The organism is Luteolibacter arcticus, assembly GCF_025950235.1.
Taxonomy (GTDB): Bacteria; Verrucomicrobiota; Verrucomicrobiia; order Verrucomicrobiales; family Akkermansiaceae; genus Haloferula; species Haloferula arctica.
In genome coordinates this window covers 45017-68147 of record NZ_JAPDDT010000012.1, presented here as the reverse complement: position 1 = coordinate 68147, position 23131 = coordinate 45017, and the positions used below count along the sequence as shown (strand labels likewise).

The following is a 23131-nucleotide window of genomic DNA, read 5'->3' as shown; positions in this document are numbered from 1 at the left end:
GGACGACGCTGCGCTGCCCCGGGCTGAGGAATTCCGCCCCGTTGGGCCTGCCGATGATCCTCAAACCCCTCCCAGCAGATACTTCGCCGCCTGCTCCACATCCTTGTCCCCACGCCCCGAAAGGTTCGCGATGAGGATGGAAGTCTTCGGGAGACTCCCCGCGATCTTCGAAACATAGGCCATCGCGTGCGCACTCTCCAGCGCCGGCAGGATCCCCTCGGTGTGCGCCAGCTCCTTGAACGCGGCAAGTGCCTCGTCGTCGGTCGCGTAGGTGTATTCCACCCGGCCAATGTCTTGCAGATACGCGTGCTCCGGCCCCACCGCAGCGTAATCCAGACCCGCAGAAACCGAATGCGTCAGCTCGATCTGGCCGTCGTCGTTCGCGAGCAACCACGTCTTGGTGCCCTGCAGCACGCCGAGCTTGCCGCCTTGGAAGCGGGCCGCGTGCTTCTCCGGCAAGATCCCGAGACCACCGGCTTCCACACCGACCATGCGGACGTCATCGTCCTGCAAGAAGGGATGGAACAGGCCGATCGCATTCGACCCGCCGCCCACACAGGCGACGAGCAGGTCCGGCAAGCGGCCTTCCTTTAGCAAAATCTGCTCGCGAGCCTCGACTCCGATCACCCGGTGGAAATCGCGTACCATCATCGGGAACGGATGCGCCCCCAGCGCCGAGCCCAGGATATAGTGCGTATGATCGACGGTGGCGACCCAGTCGCGCATCGCTTCATTCACCGCTTCCTTGAGCGTGGCCTGCCCGGCAGTCACCGCGCGGACTTCCGCACCCATCAGCTTCATGCGGGCGACATTCAAAGCCTGCCGCTCCATATCCACGGCACCCATGTAAACCACGCAGTCCATCCCGAAGCGTGCACAGACGGTCGCGGTGGCCACGCCGTGCTGGCCGGCCCCGGTTTCGGCGATGATCCGCTTCTTCCCGAGCCGTTTCGCCAGCAGGATCTGGCCGATGGCGTTGTTAATCTTGTGCGCGCCGGTGTGTAGCAGGTCCTCGCGCTTCAGGTAAATCTTCGCGCCGCCGAGTTTCTCGGTCCACCGCTCGGCGAAGTAGAGAGGCGTGGGACGACCGACGTAGTTCGTCAGCAGGTCATCAAGCTCGCGCTGGAATTCCGGGTCCTTGCGGGCGGCGTCGTAGGCGGCCGACAGCTCCTGCAAAGGGGCCATCAGGGTCTCGGGCACGAACATGCCGCCAAATTTGCCAAAGTGGCCGGTGGCATCGGGAAGCGTGGGAACGGGCATCGCGGCGGGAAGAAACCACAGCCGCTCCCCGATGACAGCGGAAAAATCCACCATCGCTCCCCGGCGAGCCTGCGAAATCCGCCGGGGCAGAAAATTTATTCACACCCCTTTCCCAAGCAATTCGGGTCCCCGGATGACCCGTGTTGCCGAAATTCCAACCCATAAGCTTCCCGTTTGGGACATGCAGAAGGCCTTTCGCAATACCGTCTGGCGGAGATGTTTCTAATTTCCGCTTAGTATCAGCAACACTGATTCATCGAAATGAGTTATTCATCCGCCTTGGTTTGAAGTTCACTTACCCAATCTAATAAGCTCTTGATCAAGGACTTACGATCGTGCTTTCTAACGGAAGCATGACGTTCGCCCCCCCCGTTCCGTTAATCGCTGCCACCCCCGCCCTCCGACCAGTCTTCCTGATCGTGATGGGTGCGTTCCTTCTGCTCACCGCTTGGCGGATGACCCGAGGAACCCACGGCTGGACGCCCCGAATCATCCTGACTGGTGCCTCGCTGCTGGCGTTTGGCTACTCGGTCCTAACCCCGCTTTACCAAGCCGGCATTTTGGTCCCGCTGAGCAAGATCGGCATGATGGGCATCAATCCGGACGCCGTGATCATCTGGCACGGAGTGCGATTGCTCGCGATGAATGGCGGCTGGCTGATGTTCGGCCTCGGCCTCGCCGCGCATGCCGGTCTCTTCGAGACGGTCAAGTCTTCCGCCCCGGTCCAAGCCCCTCGCCCCCGCACCTCCCCGCTTCATGAGCCTGTTGCTTGAGATCCTCGTCAAAGGCGGATTCCTCCTGGATGCCCTCGGCGTGATCGGCCTCGGAATGGTCGGCATGGCCGCCGTGCGCCTCGCCAACCGCTACCGCTCCTGGGGTGGCTCGCTCATCGCCAGTGGCGCGCTGATGCTGCTGCTAGGCCGCATCTGGGTCATCGCCGCGGAACAACTGCTCACGCCCGACACCGGACGGATGATGGGCGAAACGTGGATCACCATTTTTTCAATCGTCCCCATGGCCCTGCTGACCATGGGACTTGCCGGCATCGTGTGGGGACTCTGGGGCCACGAGCAGTGGCTCCGTGAGGAACGCTGAGCAAGGGATCGAACCGGATTTTCCCCCGGATAGGGCGGCACCTGTCTTTCATGGCGGGTGCCGCCTGCTTTTTAGGTTCCGGGAGCGCCCGTCTTCAGACCGGTATCGAAGGGCACCAAGTTTTGGAGGTCCCCAGTCTTCTGTCTGTCGTCTGGAAGTCTACTGTCTCACTAACGGGCCGCACGGATCATCACGACCTTCGTCATGGGGATCCAGTTCTCATGGTAGCCATCGCGGAGGACGACCCATTGCTCATCGAGCCGGATCAAGGTGCCGCGGGCGGTATCCGGCGCAAAGAAGCCGGAGATAGCGTTCGCCTCGCCGGGGTATTCCGGCTTGGGACCCACGCGCGGGTCCACGGTGACGATGCAGGTGCAATTCATCGGCAGATCGACCTCGGAGGCCGGGACGCCGGGGACCGGGGCGCTGTTCAAGGAGCCGGCCGTCCACGCCGAGCCCGTGACCAACAGCGTCACACACCCGGCCACAAGCAGGGTTGCTTTCATGTTCTGAGGGGATTGGGGTTGAATGCCGCCGCCGGGGGTCGGTTGCGGTCAATCGGCAACCGTAGCACTGATTTTCAAAGGGCTAGCAGAATTTCCCACCCTGCCCGATTCGCCCCATGATCGCGGCGCAGCCGCCCTCGGACTGCTGCGGTCATCCGCAGCTCTCCGAATGCACGGACAGGCGATCCTCTCGCGCGGCATGAAGCGACCCGCCATGCTCTCTTCCGTCCACATGAACCGCCCCGCCCCACCCTTCCTCAAAAGTTGCGAATGCAGGAGATGGCAGGCTTGCTCCGGTGGGATGCAGAGGTCCGGCGCGTTCGCTTCACTCCGAGTTAACGGCGGTCTCCACCCTCCACTCAAAAGCTGCGGATGACCGCAGCTGTCCAAGGGCCTGCGGCTTTCATCGGGCGAAAGCGTTAGACCAGCGAGCCCTCCCGGCCTGATCCCCTCACGACGGCCAGTGGACATCCCACTCCAAATCCTGCCAGACGATGTCCTCCTCGCCATCGAAGATGAAGCGGCCGAAGAACTTCCGGCCGTCTAGCATCTGCGGCAGCCAGTGGATGTCGTCTTTCCACATCCGGTCGTAGGGAATGTCCGCCAGCCGGCACCACAAGGGCTTTGCCTCCACCGTCTCGACCGGCCGGCCCTCGAAATCACGGGCGAAGAAGACGTGGCAAAGGATGTCCGGGATCGTCCCCATCGCGAAATGGAGTTCGCCCATCTTCACCGGTCTCAGCGCGGTGATGCCCAGCTCCTCCTGGGTCTCCCGCACGGCGCACTCCAGCGGCGTCTCGCCCGGATCAATCTTGCCGCCCGGGCCATTGATCTTGCCCGCGCCGAGCCCACGCTTCTTTTCGATTAAGAGGATCTCCCCGTCCCGGACGATGAACATCAGCGTGGCGTGGATTTCCGCGCGCCAACTGGCCCAATCGATCGGGGATGGAGACATGCGGGGAAGGTAGCGAGTAGCAGGTAGCGGGTAGCGAGGGAAAAATCCCCATCGGCGGAAGTAGCGAGCAGCGAGCAGCGAGCAGCGGGTAGCAGGCAGCCAGGGAGGATGAGCTCCGTAGGCTTCCCGAAGTTCAGAACCTCAGCGCCCCCCTTGGTACTTCGAAACCAGTTCCCGCGTATCGTCGTAGGCATCGCTCAGGCACTCCTCTGCAATCCACTCCGGTAAGGTCGAACGTTCCGCCATGATCTCGACCGCGTGATACCGGCAAATGCGGCACGGGCTGAATTCATACATCCACACCGACAGACGCGGGTCATTCATCTTCCCGTTCTCCTTCACCAGGTCGCGCAAGGACCCGACCACCTCGTGGGCCTCATCGGCATCAGCCAGAATCGATGGTGCACACATCGCTGCCAGCAGCGGCTCCGTGTCTTCCGGTAAACCACTGCTGCGGAGGAGCTTCACAAAGAACGCAACCTCCCCCCGCGCCAGTGCCTCGTAGGCGGCCTCCCTCACCTGCGGCTCTACATGATGCGACAGGGCCGAGTGCGCCCACCATCGCACCCGTTTCTCCGGATGCCGCAGCAGAGGTAGATACTCCTCCCGGAATTCCGGGAAGCCCGTGCGGTGAAAGTAGCACAGGTAATTCTCCAAGGGCACGGGCTCCATCTTCGTGAAGTCCAGTGCCGCAACCTTCAAGCGCTCCTCAGGTGTCGCTTCCTTTCCGAAGAACGGAAGCCGCGGGATCCGCTTCGTCGAAGCAAGGATCAGCCCAACCAACTTGTCCACTGCCGGCGGCGTCCGGTCCGGCTTCGGTCTTTGCTTGGCCTGCCCCGCCACGATGGCATCGCGATAGGCGGCGACGTGCGGATTCCCCGGGCTCTCCCGATCCAGAATTGCCATCGCCCGGCCCTCTCCAGCCTTCTCATCCATCATGCAGAACAGGGACGAATCCGCCCAATATTCCTTGTCCGTTAGAAGCCTCTCGCCGATCCGGTCCGCCGCGAAGATGAAGCCATCCTCGCCCTCGACTTCCACGATCTCGAAGCACGCGAGCAGATCGCCGCTATTCTCGTCGTAGCGGCACATTTCCCGAAGCGCAGGCCGCGCCGCCTCATGACCCTGCAAGACGAACTCTTTCAGCAGGGCGCAGCGCAATGGGCCGTCGTCTCCATCGATCCCGTGATCCCGAGAAATGATCGTGTCGACCAACTCTGCCAAGGTGCACAGCCGGGCCAGCCACGCTTCCCCCAAGCCATTGCACTGCGCGTCGTAGACCTTCGAAAAGAGCGCCGCCTCCAGGATCTCCTTACGAAGACCCTCCGTGCCACAGCGCTCGGCGTGAATCAAGGCCCGCCCATGCCCCGTCATCAGAGCCCGGGTGAACTCCGCTTTCGAAAGGGGATAAACGGGCTCCGTGATTTCAGGCATGTCTGAAGAAAGCGGGGGCGGCACCTTGCCTCACCCCGCTACCGGCTACTGTGCCGCTGCAGCTGCATAAGCCTCCACGCTATCGCAGGTGCAGACGAGGTTGCGGTCGCCGTGGACGTTGTCGACGCGGCCGACCGACGGCCAGAACTTGTGCTGGCGCAGATACGGCAGCGGGTAGGCGGCCTGCTCGCGGGTGTAGGCATGCTTCCAATCGTCCGCGACCACCGAGTCGGCGGTGTGCGGGGCGTTCTTGAGCACGTTGTCGTTCGCGTCGGCCTCGCCATTCGCCACGGCCATCATCTCGCCGTGGATGGAGACCATCGCATCGCAGAAGCGGTCGAGCTCGCCCTTTGCCTCGGACTCGGTCGGCTCGATCATCAGCGTGCCGGTAACCGGCCAGCTCATGGTCGGCGCGTGGAAGCCGTAGTCCATCAGACGCTTCGCCACGTCCTCGACGGTGATGCCGCTTTTGTCGGAAAGCGGGCGGACATCGATGATGCATTCGTGCGCCACCAGACCATTCGGCGCGGTGTAGAGCACCGGGAAGAAACCGGACAGGCGCTTGGCCATGTAGTTCGCGTTGAGGATTGCCAGCTGGGTGGCTTCCTTGAGGCCATCCGCACCCATCATCGCGATGTACATCCACGAAATGGTGTTGATCGAGGCGCTGCCCCATGGCGCGGAGCAGACGGCGCCTTCCTTGTCGGAAAGCTCGGCATGTCCCGGCAGGAAAGGCACCAGCTGCTTGGCCACGCCAATCGGGCCGACGCCGGGACCACCGCCGCCGTGAGGGATGCAGAAGGTCTTGTGAAGGTTCAGGTGGCAGACATCCGCGCCGATGCGGCCGGGGCTGGTAAGGCCGACCTGCGCATTCATGTTCGCGCCGTCCATATAGACTTGGCCGCCCGCACCGTGGATGGCCTCGCAGATCTCGACGATGGTCTCCTCGAACACGCCGTGCGTGGACGGATAGGTGACCATCAAGCAGGAAAGGTTTTCGCGATGCTCCTCGATGCGCGCCTTGAGGTCCGGCACGTCGATGTTGCCCTGGTCGTCGCACTTCACGCCGACGACCTTCATGCCAACCATCACCGCGGAGGCCGGATTGGTGCCATGGGCGGAGACGGGAATGAGGCAGACATTGCGATGCTCATCGCCGCGCGAGAGGTGATAGCGGCGGATCGCCAGCAGGCCGGCATATTCGCCCTGCGAACCGGCATTCGGCTGCAGCGACACGGCGGCGAAGCCGGTGATCTCCGCGAGCCAGTCTTCTAACAAGCCCAGCATCTCGCGGTAGCCCTGGCTCTGGTCGGCGGGCACGAAGGGATGAATCGAGGAAACTTCCGGCCAGCTCAGCGGCAGCATTTCGGAGGTCGCATTGAGCTTCATCGTGCACGAGCCCAGCGGGATCATTGACTCGTTCAGCGCGAGGTCCTTCGACTCGAGGCGCTTGAGGTAGCGCAGCATCTCGGTCTCGGAGTGGTAGCTGTTGAAGACCTTCTGCGTGAGGAAATCGGTGCCGCGGGAAAGCACTGCATCCCAGCCGGTGCCCTGCGCCTCGACGACCGTCGCGCCGAAGACATCGGCGAGGGCGGCGACGTCCTCGCAGGTCGTCGTTTCATCGAAGGCAATGCCGACGAACTCACCCATCGGGCGGAGATTGTAGCCCCGGTCGGCGGCCTTGTTGATGATCGCAGCCACATCGGGAACGATGACGGTGAGCGAGTCGAAGAAGCTGTCATTGGCGACTTTCACCCCGGCGGCCTTCAGCGAGGCGGCGAGCGTGGCGGTCTTCTTGTGCACGGTGCTGGCGATGTGCTTGAGGCCTTCCGGGCCGTGATACACCGCATACATCGAGGCCATCACGGCCAGCAGCACCTGGGCGGTGCAGATGTTAGAAGTGGCCTTGTCGCGGCGGATGTGTTGCTCGCGGGTCTGGAGCGAGAGGCGGAAGCCCGGCTTGCCACGCGAGTCCACCGACACGCCGATCAGGCGGCCCGGCATCTTGCGCTTGAGCGCGTCCTTGCACGCCATGAAGCCCGCATGCGGACCGCCGAAGCCCATCGGCACGCCGAAGCGCTGGCTGGAGCCGACGCAAATATCGGCACCGAATTCACCGGGGGCCTTCAGCAAGGTCAGCGCCAGCAGGTCCGCGGCGACGATCGTGACCGCCTTGGCCGCGTGGGCCTTTTCAAAGAAACCCGCGTAGTCATACACCGAGCCACAGGTCGCAGGATACTGAACGATCACCGCGAAGAGACCTTCGCAGGAAGCGGGGTCGAAGGTCTGCCAGTCGCCGACCTTCACCTCGATCCCCAGCGGCTCGGCGCGGGTCTGCACCACGGCGATGGTCTGCGGGTGGCAGGCATCGGAAAGGAAGATCGCCTTGCCCTTCGGCGCACCGGCCAGCGCGAGGCTCATGGCCTCCGCTGCGGCGGTGCCTTCATCGAGCAGCGAGGCATTCGCCACGTCCAGCCCGGTCAGCTCGGTGATCATCGTCTGGAAATTCAGCAGCGCCTCGAGGCGCCCCTGGGCGATCTCGGCCTGATACGGCGTGTAGGCGGTGTACCAGCCGGGATTTTCCAGGATATTCCGGCCGATCACGCCAGGGACGTGGGTGCCGTAGTAGCCCTGGCCGATGCAGGACTTCTTGAGGACGTTCTTGGAGAAAATCGACTTCAGCCAGGCGAGGGCTCCCGGCTCGCTCTTCGCGTCCGGCAGGATGAGCTCGTGCTCCAGCCGGATGCCTGCCGGCACGGCCGCATCGGCGAGGGTGTCGAGCGTTTCGTAACCGATGGCGCGGAGCATTTCCTCGCGGTCGGAACCGATGGCTCCCAGATGGCGGCTGCGGAAGTCGGAGTGGACGGACATGACGGCGCGACCTCCATAGTGGAAATCCCCCGCCACGCAATCCCCGCGGACAAATCCGTCACCGGAGGCGGTCTTTTTTGACCGGATGCGGCAAAACGATTGCCGGGGGCGGCCAAGAATCAACCTCCCAATCGTCTTCCGGGCACCCGCTCAGTCTGATAGTAGCAGCAGTGAGATCCATGCCTCATCCACCCACCCCACCGTCCTTTAACGCCGACGAAGAACTACTGATCGCCATGTGTCGTCAGCAAGGACCGGCCCGGCAGACTAGCGGCCTATCCTACGACCTAGCTACCCTTGTGGTCGCCACGGGAATTTTCGGCTACGGACTCTTTTCCGAGCAGCCCGCCTGGATGATGGCCGGTTTCGGCCTAGAGATCTACCGGCTCGTCCAGTGGCTGCGTTCCAGCTTCCGGTGGGCCCACGTCTACAATGGCATTATCCTGAAGTACGACCACGCCTTCCGCGAACCTAGCGAACCCGAGGTCGAAAAGGCGTGAAAAGGAAAACCCCGCACCGTTTCCGGGGCGGGGCTTCGGGAAGGAGCGGCGGATCGCTCAACCGATCAGCGCCTCATACCCTGCGGCATCGAGCAGCGCTTCCACTTGGGCGGCGTTCTTGACCTTCAGCTTGAAGATCCAGCCCTTGCCGTAGGGGTCGGTATTGACCAGCGAGGGGTCGGCTTCCACGGCGTCGTTCACTTCCACGACCTCGCCGGAGACGGGCGCGTAGATGTCGCTGGCGGCCTTCACGGATTCCACCACCGCGGTCGGGTCGCCGACATCCACGGTCTTGCCGACCGGCGGGAGTTCGACGAACACCACGTCGGTGAGTTCTTCCTGGGCGTGATCGGAAATTCCGATCGTGGCGACGTCACCATCAAGGAGGACCCATTCGTGGGACGTATTGTAGCGGAGGTTTTGCGGAACGTTCATCGGGCGTTAAGAGCTTATGCTTTCGCGGTGGCGGGCTTGTAAAACGGTTTCTTCACGACCTTGGCCGGGAACTTGCGGCCGCGGACATCGACGAAGAGGTCGGTGCCGGGTTTCGCCAGCGCGGCGGGCACGTAGGCCATGGCAATGCCCTTGCCGAGGCTCGGGGAAAGCACGCCGGAGGAAAGCTCGGAGATCACGTTCCCGTCGGCGTCTTCCAGCGGGTAGTGCGACCGCGGCGGCGCTCCCTTGTCGGTGTATTCCAGCGCGACGAGTTTCTGCGCGGTACCCTCGGCCTTTTGCTTGGCCAGCGTCTCGCGACCGATGAAGTCGCCCTTTTCTAGATCCACGAAGAATCCGAGCCCAGCCTCGATCGGCGTGCGCTCAGGCGAGAGGTCGGAGCCATTCAGCGGGTAGCACATCTCCAGCCGCAGGGTATCCCGCGCACCGAGGCCGCAGGCTTTCGCGCCGTGCTCGATGAACTTTTCGAACCACGCCTCACCCTTTTCCGCCGGGCAGAAGAACTCAAACCCGTCCTCACCCGTGTAGCCGGTGCGGCAGACGACGGCATCGCCACCCTCGACCGGGAAACGCACGATGCCATTGCGCGGCGGCAGCGTTTGGCCGGGGCAGACTTTCGCGAAGGTCGCGGCGGAATCAGGACCTTGCACGGCCATACCGGCCCACGCGGTGCTTTCATTGCGCAGCTCGACGTCGTCCGGCTGGTGCTTGGCCATCCACTCGAAATCGATGTCGATCATCGAGGCATTCACCACCAGGAAGAAGTCGCTCTCGCCGGTGCGATAGACGATCAGGTCATCGATCACGCCGCCGGCTTCATTGAGCAGGAAGGAATACTGGCCTTGGCCGTTGGCGAGCTTGGCGACGTTGTTCGCGAGCATCTTGTTCAGCCACGCCAGCGCACCGGGGCCGCTCACGAGGAACTGCCCCATGTGCGAGATGTCGAAGATTCCGGCAGTGCCGCGCACCGCCCCGTGCTCGTCCATGATGGACGTGTACTGGACCGGCATGTTCCACCCCGCGAACGGCACCATGCGGGCGCCAAGGCGGACGTGGAGGTTTTCCAAGGGCGTGCTCTGGATGGTGCTCACTGGCGCGCAGCGTGGGAAGCTAGCCGGAGGGTGTCAAACTACCGGCAGGGACGGGCGGACTTTTGACCGATTCGGACGCCCGGCGCGGGCTTCACGTCATCGCACTGCCCGCCGCATCAACGTTTCCGCAAATCCTCCCCGATGTGGAAAAGGCACAAATTGATCATGGGTTGCGGGAGCAACAGGAGCGTCTCCCCCTTGGCCTCCAGATCGATAACGATCCGCTTTTGCTTCGCCCGCATGTCGAGAACATGAACCCGCGCACCACCGGTCTTCGGCTCGATGAAATCCGAGGTGCTGCTCATCGGCATCTGCTCCTCCTTCCACTGCTGCGTCGGGATGGCAGGGTCGTTCTTGTTCTCGGACTTGGCCTGGAGCGCGACCACCTGCTGGGCCTGGTCCACGATGATGAACATGCGGTTGAAGACTCCGCTGCGGATGTCGTACTCGTGGACCTCCATGCCGGGAGGAAAGCCGGGGGCGACCGCCGGCCGGCGCGATGCGGGGCCGGGGCGCTTCACCAGCAGGGCCAGCGCCTGGTCCATCGGCATGAGATAGGGAATGGTGATCTGCGGGCCGCCGTCGTACCATGCGGGGCCCTTGTAGATCAGGGCGTCGGGGTGCGGGTCGGTGTCTTCCTTGGGGGTCCCGTATTTGGAAAGCACGCTCCTCAGGTCTTCCATCACGCGGCTCTTGCCGCCCTCGGCCTGGGCGAGCGGATTGGAGCGACCTCGCACGATTCCTTTCGGGGCTGCGACCGGAGACGTCCATTTCGCGACGTAGTCCCGGTCCGCCTGAATCAAATCCGCGGTCTTCACCGTCACCTCGCGTCCGTCGGCCATCTTCACGACGATGCTGGCATTGTCCGGGCTCTTGCTAACCAAGGTCCCCGGATTGGCCTTGCCGGTTTTGGCAACTGTCCAAGCACGGGACGGCTCGGCTTTCGCTTCCTGGCCGACGGCCACGCCGGCGGCAAGCATCGCAGCGACGATCAAAAACGGGGGGAGGAACGTTTTCACCGCTATCGCCTAATCCCAACAGGGCAGAAACGGAAGCCCGAAGCTATCAGCATGGATCGATTCCTTGGCTCCGGCTTATCTTCCGGCGAGGATTCTTCTATCGCTTCACCTTCGGCTCGTACGCCTTTTGCATCGTGTCCAGCACCTCGGTCAGGCGGTCCGTGCGCTTCGGGCGAGGCCGCTCTTCGAGTTCCTTCTTCAACTTCATGTAGTCGTCGAACTCGCCGCTGAGGTCGCGGGCCCGCGAGATCTCGAAGAAGTCGAGGTAATCGCGGGCGTGGGTCGCCCGCTGGGCGCGGATCAGGCGCTGCTCGGAAAGCTCGGCCAGCCGTTCCTCAAGCTTGCTGTCCTTACCCGCCACGATGTCGCGCAGGATCTGCTGATACTCCTGAATGATCGGCCGGTAGGAGGGAAAGCAGCGGTAGGACAGGCGCACCAGGCCGTCCTCGGCGGGCCGCACCGCCTCGGCTCGCTGGGTTTCCTCGAGCGCGGCGATGTCTTTCCAAGTCTCCAGCCCTTGGTCGAGCGCGTTCCCGTCGGCATCGCGGGTGTGGAATTGGAGCGCGGCGGAAAGGTCGCGCTCGGTCTCCAGCACCGGCAGCACTTCGGTGAGCGCCGGCTGGACGAGCTTGGCCAGCGTGAGCGCCCACCACTTTGCCAGGCTCTTCTCCGAGAGGTTGAGATCCGGGAAATGCTTGCGCATCAGCACCGGCATCTCGCCGGAAAAGCGGGCGGCCTCGCCGCAGAAGTTGCGGAAGGCTTCCTTGCCCTGCGGCTGCTCTAACAGCGCCATCACCAATGCACCGGACAGCGCCCGGAAGGAGAGCCGCGAGGCGCTGTCGAGCTGTTCGAAGCTTCGGTCGGACAATTCGAACATCTCGTCCATCGTGAAGCCGCCACCCCGGCGGAAGACACCTTCGTAGAGACGCCGGTCGGCGCTGCCTTCGCGCCACTTCCGCGCTTCGACCAGGCCTTCGACGAGCCACGGCCGGACGACCAGCGGATCCTCGAGATCGCCCGGTTTCGCGGTGCGCAGCGCCCGTTCATAGAGCAGCACGGTGAACGCCGCGCGCTCCAAACGCTCTTGGTCGATGCCCGGATCGGAATGGATGCGAATGCTGAGCGAAAGCTGGCCCTCGATGTTGAAGAGTCCGAACTCGATCCGCCGGGCGGGTGCGGGGCCGTCGCCGGGACTGATGATCTCGACATTGACCGGCACCTTGAAGTTGTCCGTGGCCTTCGCTGAGGGTTCCTGGAACCCAGCGCGCTTCGGCTTGTCGGCATTGGCCGTCTGGTCACGCAGCAGGTCGAGAAACTGCTGCCGGACCTGCTCAAGCCCGAGCACGACGGACGAGCGCCTGAGGGCATCCCCCCCGCGGACACGGAACATCCCCGACTCGCTGACCGACTGCTCCGTTGGCTTCGGCCGTGGCACGTTCCCTCCGGGTGCGACAGGCACCGGTTGCTGATCCGGCACCACCGGCGTCGGCTCTTGCTCCGGCTCCTCCACCGGGATAGCCGGCGGCGGCGGCGGCTCCTGGCCGCGGAGCACCGCGCAGGAAAGCAGGCACAGGCTAACGGCGCGGGGAAACATCATATCGGGATTGTCAGAACGATTCGCCGGGGATCACGGACGAGCCACCGTCGGCGCGCGGGTCGAGCACCAGCTTGCCTTTCTCCAGCCGGATCCGGGACATCTCCTCGAAACCGAGGTGAAGCTCCTTCTCGTACGCCTTCGCGAGTTTCTCGAACTGCGGCATCACCAGCAGCAGGAAGCCCTGTGGCACTACGAGCTTGCCGAAGCGGCCGCCCTTCGCGAATTTTTCGGTCCGCTCCACCTGCGGGAAGAAAGGTCCGCCTTCGCGCGCGATCATCGTGCGGGTCTTGCCATGCACGTCGATGTGCTGCTCGACCCGGACATACATCGAAAGCGTGAGCGGGCGGCCGGCGATGGTGCGCTCGGTGATGATCTCGGCGCGGCCTTCCTCGATGCGCACGCTCACGGCATCGAGCGAAACCTTCGAGCCGAGGACGCCGCCCTGCTTCGCGACGAGGGTCTGGCGGAGGTAAAGGTTCACCTCCTCCTCGGTGAGCGTGAGCGGGTAATTGCGGTCCACCGAGTTCTGCAAGACCGCGCGCAGATCACGGGTCTTAGGCGGCGGAGTCAGGCCGGACGGGCGGCCCTTGATATCGCTCAGATCCTGCGGCTGGGTGATGAAGAATACCGCAACGCCGAGCCCCGCCACGCCGCCGAAGGAAAACAAGGCCATGAGCTTGCCGAGGCAACTGCCCTTGGGCTTCGTCGGAGGGAGCGGGGGTTTTTCTTCGGCCATGCGGCGAGCGGTAGCAGAGGCTTCCGGATTTGGGAAGGGCGCTCACTCGGCCGCCTTGGCCGGAGCCGCTGCGGGCGCGGCCGGAGCGCTGGTTTCAGCGGGTTTGGACGCGGCCGAATCGCTCTTCGCCCCGGCTTGGTAAGAACTGGAACGGTAGTCGGTCTGGTAAAAACCGGCACCTTTGAAAAGCAAGCCGGCACCGGCGCCGAGCAGGCGCTTCACCTTTCCGTCGCAGCTCTCCTGAGGGCAATCCTGCAGCTTCGCATCGTTCATGCTCTGGAAGACTTCGAAGCGGTGGCCGCAGGTCTCGCAGACGTAGTCGTAGTTTGGCATGGGGCGGCACCCATAGCATGCCAGCGCCGGGGCGCAAGTCCCGGAACCCTAGGGATCGCGGGGGCTCGCCGGATCGAGATCGTCGCCCCGGTCCTTGACCCGTAGGGGGTTTCGCGGTTTATAGTCCGCGCAACCGAATCACCATGAGAGCCTGCATCGCCATTTCAGCCCTTGTTCCCCTCGTCGTCACTTCGTGTGTCGACCTCGACAACTCCATGTCCAGCATGCGCGGTGAGTCGCGCTATATGGCTGGCTACAACCAGAAGCGCGAGCATGACTGGAAATCCAGCCCGATCCCCGACGACGTCTCCTACTGGGACGGCGACCACCTCACGGGGCCTGCCTCGATCCGGATCAATCTGACCCAGCAAAAGGCCTTCTTCTACAAGGGCGGCCAGCTCGCCGGCGTGTCGCGTATCTCCACCGGCAAGGAAGGCCGCGGCACTCCCTCCGGCACCTACAAGGTCAACCAGAAGGACAAGTACCACCGCTCCTCCAGCTACGGCGTCTTCAAGGAAAAGGGCACCGACCGCATCGTGGATGACGATGCCGAGGCGCACAATGAGCCGGTCCCGCCGGGCTGCTACTACGAGGGCGCGCCGATGTTCAACTACCTGAACTTCGCGCCCGCCGTGGGCATGCACACCGGCTACCTGCCGGGCTACGCCGCTTCCCACGGCTGTGTGCGGATGCCCGAAAAGATGGCCCTGAAGTTCTTCGACAATGCCGTCATCGGTACCCCGGTCACGGTCGAGCGATGAACGGCACGCTGCCCGACCCGGAGACGGGCATGGAACTCACGCCGGCGCAGGTCGCTGACCTGCTGCCGGCCATTCAACGCGGCGAGATCGCCTTGATCGATTGCCGCGAGGATGACGAGTGGCGGTTCAACCGCATCGAAGGCGCACGGCTGGTGCCGCTGTCGCGCTTCGGCGAGGCCGTGCCTCCGGAAACGCCCGCCATCGTCTACTGCCACCACGGCATGCGCTCGCTGCGGGCGACAAGCTACTGGCGGCAACGCGGCGCCGAAGCATGGTCGATGAGCGGCGGCATCGACCGCTGGTCAGCGGAGATCGATCCGTCGGTGCCGGTGTATTGAGACCCCTTCTGAGATCGCATGGATGTTCCCCCCACCCGCTTCTCCCTCGCAGTCAGCGACATCGGATTCTCCGCCTACGATTCGATCATTGAAGACTTGGACAAGGAGATCCAAGGCGGCCTGCGGGAGTCAGAAAAAAACGGTATTTTTCTAGGCCATCTGGCTGCCCATCTACACGCCCTAGCCACCTTGGGCGAGGGAACCGGTGGCTATGCCACAACGAACCTGGACATCGCGGATCTGGAACGCCGGACGATGGCAGCTTTCCAGAAGCACATGACGAAACACCCGAATGCGCTCCCGGAAGAGATCGCCGATGAGATCGCTTTCCTGAAATCGCTCTTCGCCCGCTTGCACGCTTTGGCGCAATAGCAACACCACCCGGCATGCGCGCCGTCATCCAACGGGTCTCTTCCGCCTCCGTGACGATCGATGGCGAGGTCGTTTCATCAATCGGCACCGGCCTGTTAGTCTTGCTCGGCATCGAGGATGGCGATGGCGACGACGACATCGCCTGGCTCGCGCCGAAGATCGCGAAGATGCGGATCTTCCCCGACGAGGCCGGCCTGATGAATCTCGCTCTCACGGACTGCGGTGGCGAGGCGATCGTGGTAAGCCAGTTCACGCTCCATGCCTCGACGAAGAAGGGCAATCGCCCCTCCTTCATCCGCGCCGCCCGGCCGGAGATTTCGGAGCCGCTCTATGAGCGCTTCTGCGAGGCACTCGGCGCAGAACTCGGCAAGCCGGTGGGCAAGGGCCGCTTCGCCGCGGACATGAAGGTCGCGCTGGTGAACGACGGCCCGGTGACCATCGTCATCGACACGCGAAATCGCGAGTGAGGTGGTAAAGCGTCGCTGGGGGCGCGGGCCGCTGGCCCGCTGAACGGTCCCTGACGGCATTCCTCTTCCCGTGGCTCGCAGCGGGCCTTTGTCCCGGGAGCGCCGGTCTTCAGACCGGCTTGAATGGTCCCTCGCTGCCCAAACACACGAGGCGGAGTTTGTTGGCCTGAGGGGAAGCTCAATCAGGTATTTCCCCGCAGCAGGGCTGCTGGCATCGGGCGGCAGCAGGGCTGCGCGCAGTCCGGGTCTCCGACGACTTGGGCGGAGCGTGAAGGCAGTCGGTGCAGACCGCGGAACCGCCGCAGACTACCTTGAATCTCCATGATGGCCCGCCCGTCGGTGTCCGCCTGCAAGGTTACTTCTGCGGGCCGGAGCCTCCGCGTTCCCAGCTTTACCCTACTTCACCGGCTCGCGATGAATCACCGCCTTCAGCGGACGGCGCGGCTGCACGCCATCGGCGCGGTAGATCACCACCAGACTCCGTTCGCCGGGATTCTGGAAAATCGAGCCGGAATGGAATCGTTGCAGGTCACCGGCGCGGTCCACCGCGCCGAGCTGAAACTCGGTGTCCTTCCCGACCGGCACGGCGCGCTGATAGAATTTGCCGGCCTCCAGCTTGACCCGCTCGCCGCCGAATACGACGCCGACCGTCACCGGCGAGAGATTGACGATGCGGACCCGGCCGGCGGGCGCGGCCTCAGCGCTATCCGGCAACACCAGCGAACGGGTGGTCGTCCAATCGCCCTTCGAGGAATCCCGCCACAGCAGCACCAGAAAGTCACCGGTCTCGGGGCGGTTCACCTTCATCCAAGGCTCCGCGTCCTCTGCATCGTCGCGCCGGCGAACCAGCATCGGGCCTTCGCCATCGGGCGCGGACAGCGGCTGGGTGACCTGGCCTAACAGCAGCGGCACGGCGTCCTTCTTCTCCTCCCCGAAGCCGACCATCACCTGCCGCGGGGGAATGCTGCCGGCGGGAGGTTCAAGCTCGTAGGCCACACCATTGCGAATCTCCTGCCGATAGGGCGGCAAGTCACCGACGGGCAAAAAACGCACATGGCGACCGGCCACGACGGGCGGCTTCGCCGGCTCGGCTTCCTGCGCGGCGAGCGGGATTCCGCAGGCCAACGCGACCAGACCGGCGACAAGCGACAACTTCATGCCGGTCACTATCAGATCTCTGCGGGCGAAAGCCAGCGGAAGGACACGATCACAAAACGGCGGCCGAAATCACCGGGCTTGCCCGCATCGAGCGAATCAAGGCCGCTTTCGTCCGGCACCAGCGGCTCGGGGGTGCGCTGCACGGTGGCCTCGCACCACGCGCGGGCCTGCACGTTGCCAGCATCATCGACCGAATCGCCATAGGCGCGGATCACGAAGGTATCCGAGCGGGCCGAGAGCGCGGGGCCGATGACTTGCAGCACGTCGGCCTGAGTCAGGTAGGACGGCGCGCCCCATGCCTTCGAATCGGGCTTGAGCGTCTGCTCCAGCCCGGTGGCATCGCGCAGGTTGTCGGGATGCCGGTAGTTCGGCAGTGAATTGCTGTTGTCGAGCCGGTAGGCTTGGACGTGGGTGGCATTCAGCCCGGCTTTCTCGATCGCCGCCTGCAGTGCTCCCATCTTGCCGGTCTCATTCTCCGCCAACCGGCGGTTCACGAAGTCGGCCATCGAAATGAACGGCCCGCGCAATTTCACCTCCGCGACGATGGCTTCGGCCAAACGCTGGATCTCCTCATCGGTCAGTTCGCGGTAGCCATCCCACGCGCTGTCGTCCCACGCCTGATCGCCGGTCTTCCATGCTTCCCCCGGTGGATTGAGCACCCGCGGGAAGGGCGTGCCACCGGAGCCATAACCGGTGATCTTCGAGGAACCGAGCAATGCCTTCCAAGCTTCGACCCGGGTCGAGTTCACATTGAAAGCGCCATCGACCATCAGTTGGGACGCCGCGCGGTGGAAGTCGGACAGGCGCTCCACGTCGATGGGAGCCCCTGGGACCGGACGGAGGCGGGAATTCGGCAGCGGATCTTTCAGCGGATCATCACCAAACAGCTTCTTCTCCTGCTCGGTGCCGCTCGATAGGAAGAAGCGATCCCACAGCGTCTGGTTCGCCTCGAAGGAAAGGTCATACACCAGGTTGTCCGTCACCGGCGTGTCGCCGAGGATCGCGCGCGCGGTCATCGCCCATTCGCTGCGGGTTTTCGCGCGCTGGGAATCGCTCGACCAGCCGAGATCGTCTTCGTGGAAGCCACCGAAACCAGCGCTCGTTTGGTCGGCGGCGACTGCCGCGGTGTGGTTCAAGCCACCATTCCCGCCGGTGCCTAGGCGCGGGTCCGCCAGCGAATTCGCGACGGCGAAGGACGGATGCCAGACCAGCTCCGAGAGCTTGGCATGCTGGAACTGGGCCAGGGAGATCACCCCGGTTTCATTGCGCGGAACATCGAAGAGCACGTAGCGACCGGCACCTTCCTGAGGCGGACCGAATGGATTGCCGTGATAGCGGCCATTGCGTGGCACCGGAGCCTGCTCGTCCCAACTGACCGCTTGGTCAAACAGGTCCCGGGTGTAGGCCCCGAAGAACCACGGCCCCCCGGCGCTGCCATTGCCCGGCAGGCTTCCGCCCACATTCTCCCACGGCGAGCGCACGATGTAGGTCGCCCGTGGATTCCAATTTGCCAACAAGGCATCATCGAAGTGTGGAGTGCCCGCCAAGGCGCCGGAACCAAGACGGTTCGACGGGTGCTCGGTGAACCAACGCAGCCGGAGTCCTTCCCGGGTACGGACGTTGGGCACGATGGTCGGCCTCGGACTCACCCGGGAAAGCAACTGCACCGGCATCCGCTCGTTGGTGTTCCAAGCGAGCCGCGGTTCGCGTCCCGCACCGAATTGCAAGGAACCCGAAAGCACCGACAACTGCGGGAACTTGTCGAAATTCTCGAATTGGATTTTGCCGTTGGTGGATCCCACGCGCTTGAGAATCACGCGGGTATCGTCGCCTTGGTTTTCGACTCCATAACGACCGCCTTGGGACCAACCGGGATAGGGGGTCGGTGCATACCAGAAGGCAGTCGGCAGGAAACTGATACCACCGCCAATGTCCGAACCGGAAATGTAGTAGGAGCGCGAGGGATCGGGAGCGACCTCACAACTGAGTTCATTCGAATCCAGATTGTAGTTCGTATCGTTATTGTAGGGAGTGATGCAGTCGTACTCGGCCGACTTGGCCGGCGAGAATACGAGACATTCGCCAGGGCCGAATTTCGTCGCGGGAATCGAGAAATAGTAGGATCCGAGGTAGGGGTCGTTATAGCCCGACGAATCCATGATGTTCGGGCGGTCGTAGAAGGCAGAGTAAGGGAGACGCCCCCCTTCAAAGGAAAGCCACTGCGAGGTCGAAGTGAAAGTGGTATTGCCCAGCATCTGCGCGTTCTGGGTCCACATCTCCTGGCGACCATTGCCTTGGATCATCACGATCGCCCGCTCGGTCTGGAGGTCGACGTTGTAGGGATTCCACAACACCACACGGGGGTAGTGCAGAAAGCGGAGTTGATACTGGGCGCGAGTGGTTCCCGGCTGCAGCTCCTGCTGGAAAGCGCTCAACTGGGTGTAAAGCGTTGCCTCGGTGAGAATGGGCTGGAGATCGGCATGCTTGTTTCCAGCAAGCTTCACCGGCTGTTCATTGGACAGTGCCAGACTCTTGGAAGTGGAGGCGTCCCCGTTTCCGATCTCCGAAGACCGCGCCGTGGCCTCCCCTTTGGCAAAGGGGACCGTTTGCTTGGCCCAGTCACGCAGCACGCCAAACCTCGGTCCCGTCTTGCGATGCCGGGAATCCGCGATACCACCGGTGCCGGGCAATCCTCCGCCGGCGAGCGCATCGTCGTCCGACAATCCCGGGCGTCCGTTCAACTCCGGCTCCGCGCCGGTGCCGGTGAGATACGCCGTGAGGTCGCGCTTCAGCCCGCCTTCCGCGACATCCACCAGCACGCCCTTGGAAGCCACCGTGAAATCAAAGCCGTGCTGCCGGCTCCACTCCGGTCCGTCCATGGCGAGCGACGCGGTCCCGGCGCTGACAAGGCGCTCGGTGTGCGTCTTCTCCAACGACTTCGCACCATCCATCATCGCCACATCCGGCGCCGCCCCCGCCATCATCCGGAACATGCCGCCGTCCGATGGCGACTCGCGGCTGGCCCTGACGTCGGCACGGGGATCGGTCGTCGCGATGTTCGCACGCACGCCCAGATCGCCGGTCCACCAGCCGTAGCGTCCGGAAAGTTTTCCTCTCTCCGCCACCTTCACCAGCGGCACCTTCAAGGGCTCCTCCTCCGTCGAGGTCAGGGCTTGACCGCTGGTATCGGAGCTCATCAGGGACACCGTCTCGCCGCTGAGATCGGCCTGCGGGTCTCCCTCGCCACTGATGAGCCATGCCAGCGCCTTCTCTTTTGCCTGCTGGGCAGCGCGGCCGTCGTGAAGCCCCCCATCGAGATCGTTCCGGGTGAACCACGAGCTCCCGTCGGCCTGGCGGGTCCGCCAGACCCCGGTCCAGTGCGGCTGCTTGACCCCCTCGCCGAGGATTTCCGCAGTGGCCGACACGCGCTGGTCCGGGCCCAGGGTTTCCTGCAATTGACCGATCGCGGCGATCAAGGCCATCCGCGCATTGGCCCGCGCTACCGCGGCATATTCATCGCGGGTCGAGCGCCTCAATTCGATGGTCGAGAGGCCCATGAGACCCAGCCCAAGCACCATCAAAAGCACCATCATGAACATGCACGCCACCAGCGCGAACCCGCGTGCAGGTTCCCGGGGGATGGTGATTCGGCGACGGCGTGATGCGGTCACGAAAAGGTAGTTACAACGTAGACGCGGACTTCGCGAGCGAGAATTTGTGAACAAATGGAGCGGAAACCTTGCCAGATGCTCGTTTTCCGTCGGAAACGGTGCGGAGGTTACTGGCGTTTTCCCGTGGATTTTTCTTCCTCTGCGGCCACGGCCCGAAGTTCCGCCACAAATACCGCGGTAACCGCCGAGGTTTCCTTCCCCGCGGCAAATCCCGCTGACACGCAAACCGGCTCCGGATCGGGGTCGAGCCCCAGCACCGCCACCCGCTCGATGCGGCTGCCAGCGGCGATCAAGGCGACCCCCAGCCCGGCCTCGACCGCCGATCCCAGGCTGGTCACGCCGTCGAATTCCCCGGCGACCTTCGCGTCGATCCCGTGGTCGCGGAACAGCCGCGCCACCGACTGCCAGTATTCCGGGTAGTCGGTGCGGGAAAACAGCAGCAGCCGCTGGCCGTTCAGTTCGGAAAGCTTCACCTTTTCGCGCCCGGCGAACGCGTGCGACATGGGAACCGCCAGCCGCATCGGGTGCTGGCGGACCTGCGTCCATTGGACCGCCCCGGCGTCACCCTCCCATGGCACGGTCACCACCACGTCGAATTTCCCGGACAGGAGCCCCTCCCGCATTTCCGCGCTGGAGCAGTCGTAAAGCTGCACCCGCGCCCGGGGATGGACTTGGGAAAAGCGCTCCAGCGCCAGGCCGAGCAGCGGCCCCGCCAGCGATGGGGCGTAGCCGATCCGCAGCGGCTCGCCGGCCGACTCCGCGCGCACCGCCTTCACGACCCGCTCCGCCCGCTCCACCAGCTTCTTCCCCTCCTCCACCAGCACCCGGCCCGCGGCGGTGAGCGCCACCGAGTGCGCCCCGCGGGTGAAAAGCTCCACATCCAGCTCCTCCTCCAGCGCCTTGATCTGACGGCTCAGCGCCGGCTGGGTCAGGTTCATCTTCCGCGCTGCCGCGGTGATGCTCCCCTCCTCCGCCGCCGCGAGAAACAACTGCACTTGCCGCAATTCCATGCCCCCCTCTAGCAGGTGGCGGCGCGGCGGTCACATGATTGTCACGATCCGGGTTGCGCGCCGCATGGCGGCCGGTAGCCTCGCCCCGTGAAAACGAAGGCGATTTCCCTGCTACAGGAACTGACGGAGGCCCACTCGGTGCCGGGCCATGAGGACGAAGTCCGCGCCATTTTCATCAACGAGCTCGAAGACTGCGGCGAGCTCTCCGCCGACCGCTCCGGCTGCGTCTTCTGCGAGCTGCCTGGGGAAGGACCGCGCGTGCTCGTCGCCGGTCACATGGACGAGGTCGGCTTCCTGGTGCAAAACATCACGCCCGATGGCTTTCTCCAGTTCCTCCCGGTCGGCGGCTGGTGGGAGCACAGCCTGCTTTCCCAGCGCGTTGAAATCCGCACCCGCTCGGGTGAAAAGATCACCGGCGTGGTCGCCTCGAGGCCCCCGCATTTCCTGCCCGAGGCGCAGCGCCGCCAGGTGATGACCATCGACCAGATGTTCATCGACGTCGGCGCGACCTCGCGCTCCGAGGTGGAGGGCGACTTCGGAATTTCGCTGGGGGATCCCATCGCACCGGCTTCCGATTTCACGCCGATGAAGCGCGAGGATTGGTTTATGGCGAAGGCCTTCGACAACCGCGTCGGCATGGCAGGCACCATTCAGTCGGGCCAGCAGCTCGCCGCCGCCGCCCGGCCGAACAAGATCCTCCTCGGCGGCACCGTGCAGGAGGAAGTCGGCCTACGCGGCGCGAAAACCGCCGCCGTCCACTCCCGCCCGGACGTCGCCATCATCCTCGAAGGCCCGCCGGCCGACGACACGCCGGGCTTCAACCGCTCGGAAAGCCAAGGCCGTCTCGGCGGCGGCGTGCAGATCCGCCTCTACGACCCGAGCGCCATCATGAACCCCCGCCTCGCCGAGCTGGCAATCACCACCGCGAAGGAAGAAGGCATTCCCCACCAGGTCACCGTCCGCCGCAGCGGCGGCACCGATGCCGGTTCCTTCCACCTCGCGGGCGAGGGCATCCCGTCGGTGGTGCTCGGCGTGCCGGCCCGCTACATTCACTCGCACAACTCGATCATCGACGTGAACGACTACCTGCATCTGGTGGCGCTCACCACCGCACTGGTCCGGCGGCTGGATGAGGGCACGGTGCGCGGACTGACGAGGTTCTTGTGAGAAGTTCAGCCGCTTCAGCAGGTCTTTTCAATTTCAGAACAGTTCCGAGATGGAAGTCGAAGTGACGAGGGGGATCGATTGCAGCGAGCAAGACGAATACTATTACGAATGCGATTTGTTTCGATTCACCAGTTCAGGCGTGACCCTTAATGCCCGAAGCTACACCGACTCCGCGGAAGAGGTTCATTTCCTGAGCATCGAGGAGGGTCGACGTAAAAGATCCATCGCTGAAGCCGATTTCAATCTGCCGCTGTGGTCCGACGCGGTGCAGCACTTGCGCGAATCGGGAAAGAAATCGATCAACTGGCTGTCAGACTGCGGATACAAACCGATCTGA

General features: G+C 63.9%; 23 protein-coding genes. 9 read left to right on the top strand and 14 right to left on the bottom strand.

Translation table 11 applies throughout. From position 1 onward, the window contains the following. Nucleotides 1-60 precede the first annotated feature (60 nt). The gene (gene trpB, locus OKA05_RS21320; RefSeq protein WP_264489315.1) at nucleotides 61-1260 is read right to left on the bottom strand and encodes a tryptophan synthase subunit beta; all 1200 of its coding nucleotides are present in this window, start codon (nucleotides 1258-1260) and stop codon (nucleotides 61-63) included. 422 nt (nucleotides 1261-1682) lie between these two features. Here trpB and OKA05_RS21315 point away from each other — a divergent pair, with 422 nt between their 5' ends. Both OKA05_RS21315 and OKA05_RS21310 read left to right on the top strand, forming a co-directional pair. Then, entirely contained in the window at nucleotides 1683-2033 is a 351-nt protein-coding gene (locus OKA05_RS21315) for a hypothetical protein (protein WP_264489220.1), read from the top strand. Further along, complete coding sequence (locus OKA05_RS21310; RefSeq protein ID WP_264489219.1) at nucleotides 2017-2355, top strand: hypothetical protein; 339 nt, start codon at nucleotides 2017-2019, stop codon at nucleotides 2353-2355. Before OKA05_RS21315 ends, OKA05_RS21310 begins: the two co-directional genes overlap by 17 nt. Nucleotides 2356-2525: 170 nt before the next feature. Here OKA05_RS21310 and OKA05_RS21305 read toward each other — a convergent pair whose 3' ends face one another. The 4 genes from OKA05_RS21305 to gcvP all read right to left on the bottom strand — a co-directional run bounded on the left by OKA05_RS21305 (nucleotide 2526) and on the right by gcvP (nucleotide 8121). Next, complete coding sequence (locus OKA05_RS21305; RefSeq protein WP_264489218.1) at nucleotides 2526-2861, bottom strand: hypothetical protein; 336 nt, start codon at nucleotides 2859-2861, stop codon at nucleotides 2526-2528. 451 nt (nucleotides 2862-3312) lie between these two features. After that, nucleotides 3313-3816, bottom strand: a complete 504-nt coding sequence (locus tag OKA05_RS21300) for an 8-oxo-dGTP diphosphatase (protein WP_264489217.1) — start codon at nucleotides 3814-3816, stop codon at nucleotides 3313-3315. 141 nt (nucleotides 3817-3957) lie between these two features. Then, nucleotides 3958-5250: a hypothetical protein gene (locus OKA05_RS21295; protein ID WP_264489216.1), complete on the bottom strand. Its 1293-nt coding sequence runs from the start codon at nucleotides 5248-5250 to the stop codon at nucleotides 3958-3960. A 45-nt stretch (nucleotides 5251-5295) separates the two neighbouring features. Continuing rightward, nucleotides 5296-8121: an aminomethyl-transferring glycine dehydrogenase gene (gcvP, locus tag OKA05_RS21290; protein ID WP_264489215.1), complete on the bottom strand. Its 2826-nt coding sequence runs from the start codon at nucleotides 8119-8121 to the stop codon at nucleotides 5296-5298. Between the two features lie 179 nt (nucleotides 8122-8300). Here gcvP and OKA05_RS21285 point away from each other — a divergent pair, with 179 nt between their 5' ends. Then, complete coding sequence (locus tag OKA05_RS21285) at nucleotides 8301-8621, top strand: hypothetical protein (protein ID WP_264489214.1); 321 nt, start codon at nucleotides 8301-8303, stop codon at nucleotides 8619-8621. 57 nt (nucleotides 8622-8678) lie between these two features. Here OKA05_RS21285 and gcvH read toward each other — a convergent pair whose 3' ends face one another. The 6 genes from gcvH to OKA05_RS21255 all read right to left on the bottom strand — a co-directional run bounded on the left by gcvH (nucleotide 8679) and on the right by OKA05_RS21255 (nucleotide 13850). Next, the gene (gene gcvH, locus OKA05_RS21280) at nucleotides 8679-9056 is read right to left on the bottom strand and encodes a glycine cleavage system protein GcvH (protein WP_264489213.1); all 378 of its coding nucleotides are present in this window, start codon (nucleotides 9054-9056) and stop codon (nucleotides 8679-8681) included. 14 nt (nucleotides 9057-9070) lie between these two features. After that, the gene (gene gcvT / locus OKA05_RS21275) at nucleotides 9071-10165 is read right to left on the bottom strand and encodes a glycine cleavage system aminomethyltransferase GcvT (RefSeq protein ID WP_264489212.1); all 1095 of its coding nucleotides are present in this window, start codon (nucleotides 10163-10165) and stop codon (nucleotides 9071-9073) included. A 116-nt stretch (nucleotides 10166-10281) separates the two neighbouring features. Beyond that, nucleotides 10282-11184, bottom strand: a complete 903-nt coding sequence (locus OKA05_RS21270) for a hypothetical protein (protein ID WP_264489211.1) — start codon at nucleotides 11182-11184, stop codon at nucleotides 10282-10284. Between the two features lie 97 nt (nucleotides 11185-11281). After that, entirely contained in the window at nucleotides 11282-12781 is a 1500-nt protein-coding gene (locus OKA05_RS21265) for a hypothetical protein (RefSeq protein WP_264489210.1), read from the bottom strand. Between the two features lie 10 nt (nucleotides 12782-12791). Then, on the bottom strand, nucleotides 12792-13517 hold the full coding sequence (locus OKA05_RS21260; RefSeq protein ID WP_264489209.1) for a hypothetical protein: 726 nt from the start codon (nucleotides 13515-13517) through the stop codon (nucleotides 12792-12794). A gap of 42 nt (nucleotides 13518-13559) precedes the next feature. Continuing rightward, nucleotides 13560-13850 carry an FmdB family zinc ribbon protein gene (locus OKA05_RS21255; RefSeq protein ID WP_264489208.1) on the bottom strand — a complete coding sequence of 97 codons (291 nt, stop codon included), beginning with the start codon at nucleotides 13848-13850 and terminating at the stop codon, nucleotides 13560-13562. A 143-nt stretch (nucleotides 13851-13993) separates the two neighbouring features. Between OKA05_RS21255 and OKA05_RS21250 the strand changes: the two genes are divergently transcribed. The 4 genes from OKA05_RS21250 to dtd are packed head-to-tail and all read left to right on the top strand — an operon-like array spanning nucleotide 13994 to nucleotide 15788. Further along, nucleotides 13994-14611 (top strand): L,D-transpeptidase family protein, encoded by a 618-nt coding sequence (locus OKA05_RS21250; protein WP_264489207.1) that lies wholly within the window; start codon nucleotides 13994-13996, stop codon nucleotides 14609-14611. Beyond that, nucleotides 14608-14949, top strand: coding sequence for a rhodanese-like domain-containing protein (locus tag OKA05_RS21245; RefSeq protein ID WP_264489206.1), 342 nt, complete (start codon nucleotides 14608-14610; stop codon nucleotides 14947-14949). The genes OKA05_RS21250 and OKA05_RS21245 overlap by 4 nt, the downstream gene beginning before the upstream one ends. 18 nt (nucleotides 14950-14967) lie before the next feature. After that, nucleotides 14968-15321 carry a hypothetical protein gene (locus tag OKA05_RS21240; protein WP_264489205.1) on the top strand — a complete coding sequence of 118 codons (354 nt, stop codon included), beginning with the start codon at nucleotides 14968-14970 and terminating at the stop codon, nucleotides 15319-15321. Nucleotides 15322-15335: 14 nt separating this feature from the next. Then, nucleotides 15336-15788: a D-aminoacyl-tRNA deacylase gene (dtd, locus tag OKA05_RS21235; protein ID WP_264489204.1), complete on the top strand. Its 453-nt coding sequence runs from the start codon at nucleotides 15336-15338 to the stop codon at nucleotides 15786-15788. 396 nt (nucleotides 15789-16184) lie between these two features. Here dtd and OKA05_RS21230 read toward each other — a convergent pair whose 3' ends face one another. The 3 genes from OKA05_RS21230 to OKA05_RS21220 form a co-directional block, all read right to left on the bottom strand. Continuing rightward, on the bottom strand, nucleotides 16185-16946 hold the full coding sequence (locus OKA05_RS21230; protein WP_264489203.1) for a hypothetical protein: 762 nt from the start codon (nucleotides 16944-16946) through the stop codon (nucleotides 16185-16187). Between the two features lie 11 nt (nucleotides 16947-16957). After that, a complete protein-coding gene (locus tag OKA05_RS21225; protein WP_264489202.1) occupies nucleotides 16958-20539 on the bottom strand; it encodes a hypothetical protein in 3582 nt (1193 codons plus the stop codon). 185 nt (nucleotides 20540-20724) lie between these two features. Continuing rightward, nucleotides 20725-21627, bottom strand: coding sequence for a LysR family transcriptional regulator (locus OKA05_RS21220; protein ID WP_264489201.1), 903 nt, complete (start codon nucleotides 21625-21627; stop codon nucleotides 20725-20727). A gap of 87 nt (nucleotides 21628-21714) precedes the next feature. On the opposite strand from OKA05_RS21220, the gene OKA05_RS21215 reads away from it, so the two are divergent. Both OKA05_RS21215 and OKA05_RS21210 read left to right on the top strand, forming a co-directional pair. Next, nucleotides 21715-22794 carry a M42 family metallopeptidase gene (locus OKA05_RS21215; protein WP_264489200.1) on the top strand — a complete coding sequence of 360 codons (1080 nt, stop codon included), beginning with the start codon at nucleotides 21715-21717 and terminating at the stop codon, nucleotides 22792-22794. 49 nt (nucleotides 22795-22843) lie between these two features. Next, a complete protein-coding gene (locus OKA05_RS21210) occupies nucleotides 22844-23131 on the top strand; it encodes a hypothetical protein (protein ID WP_264489199.1) in 288 nt (95 codons plus the stop codon).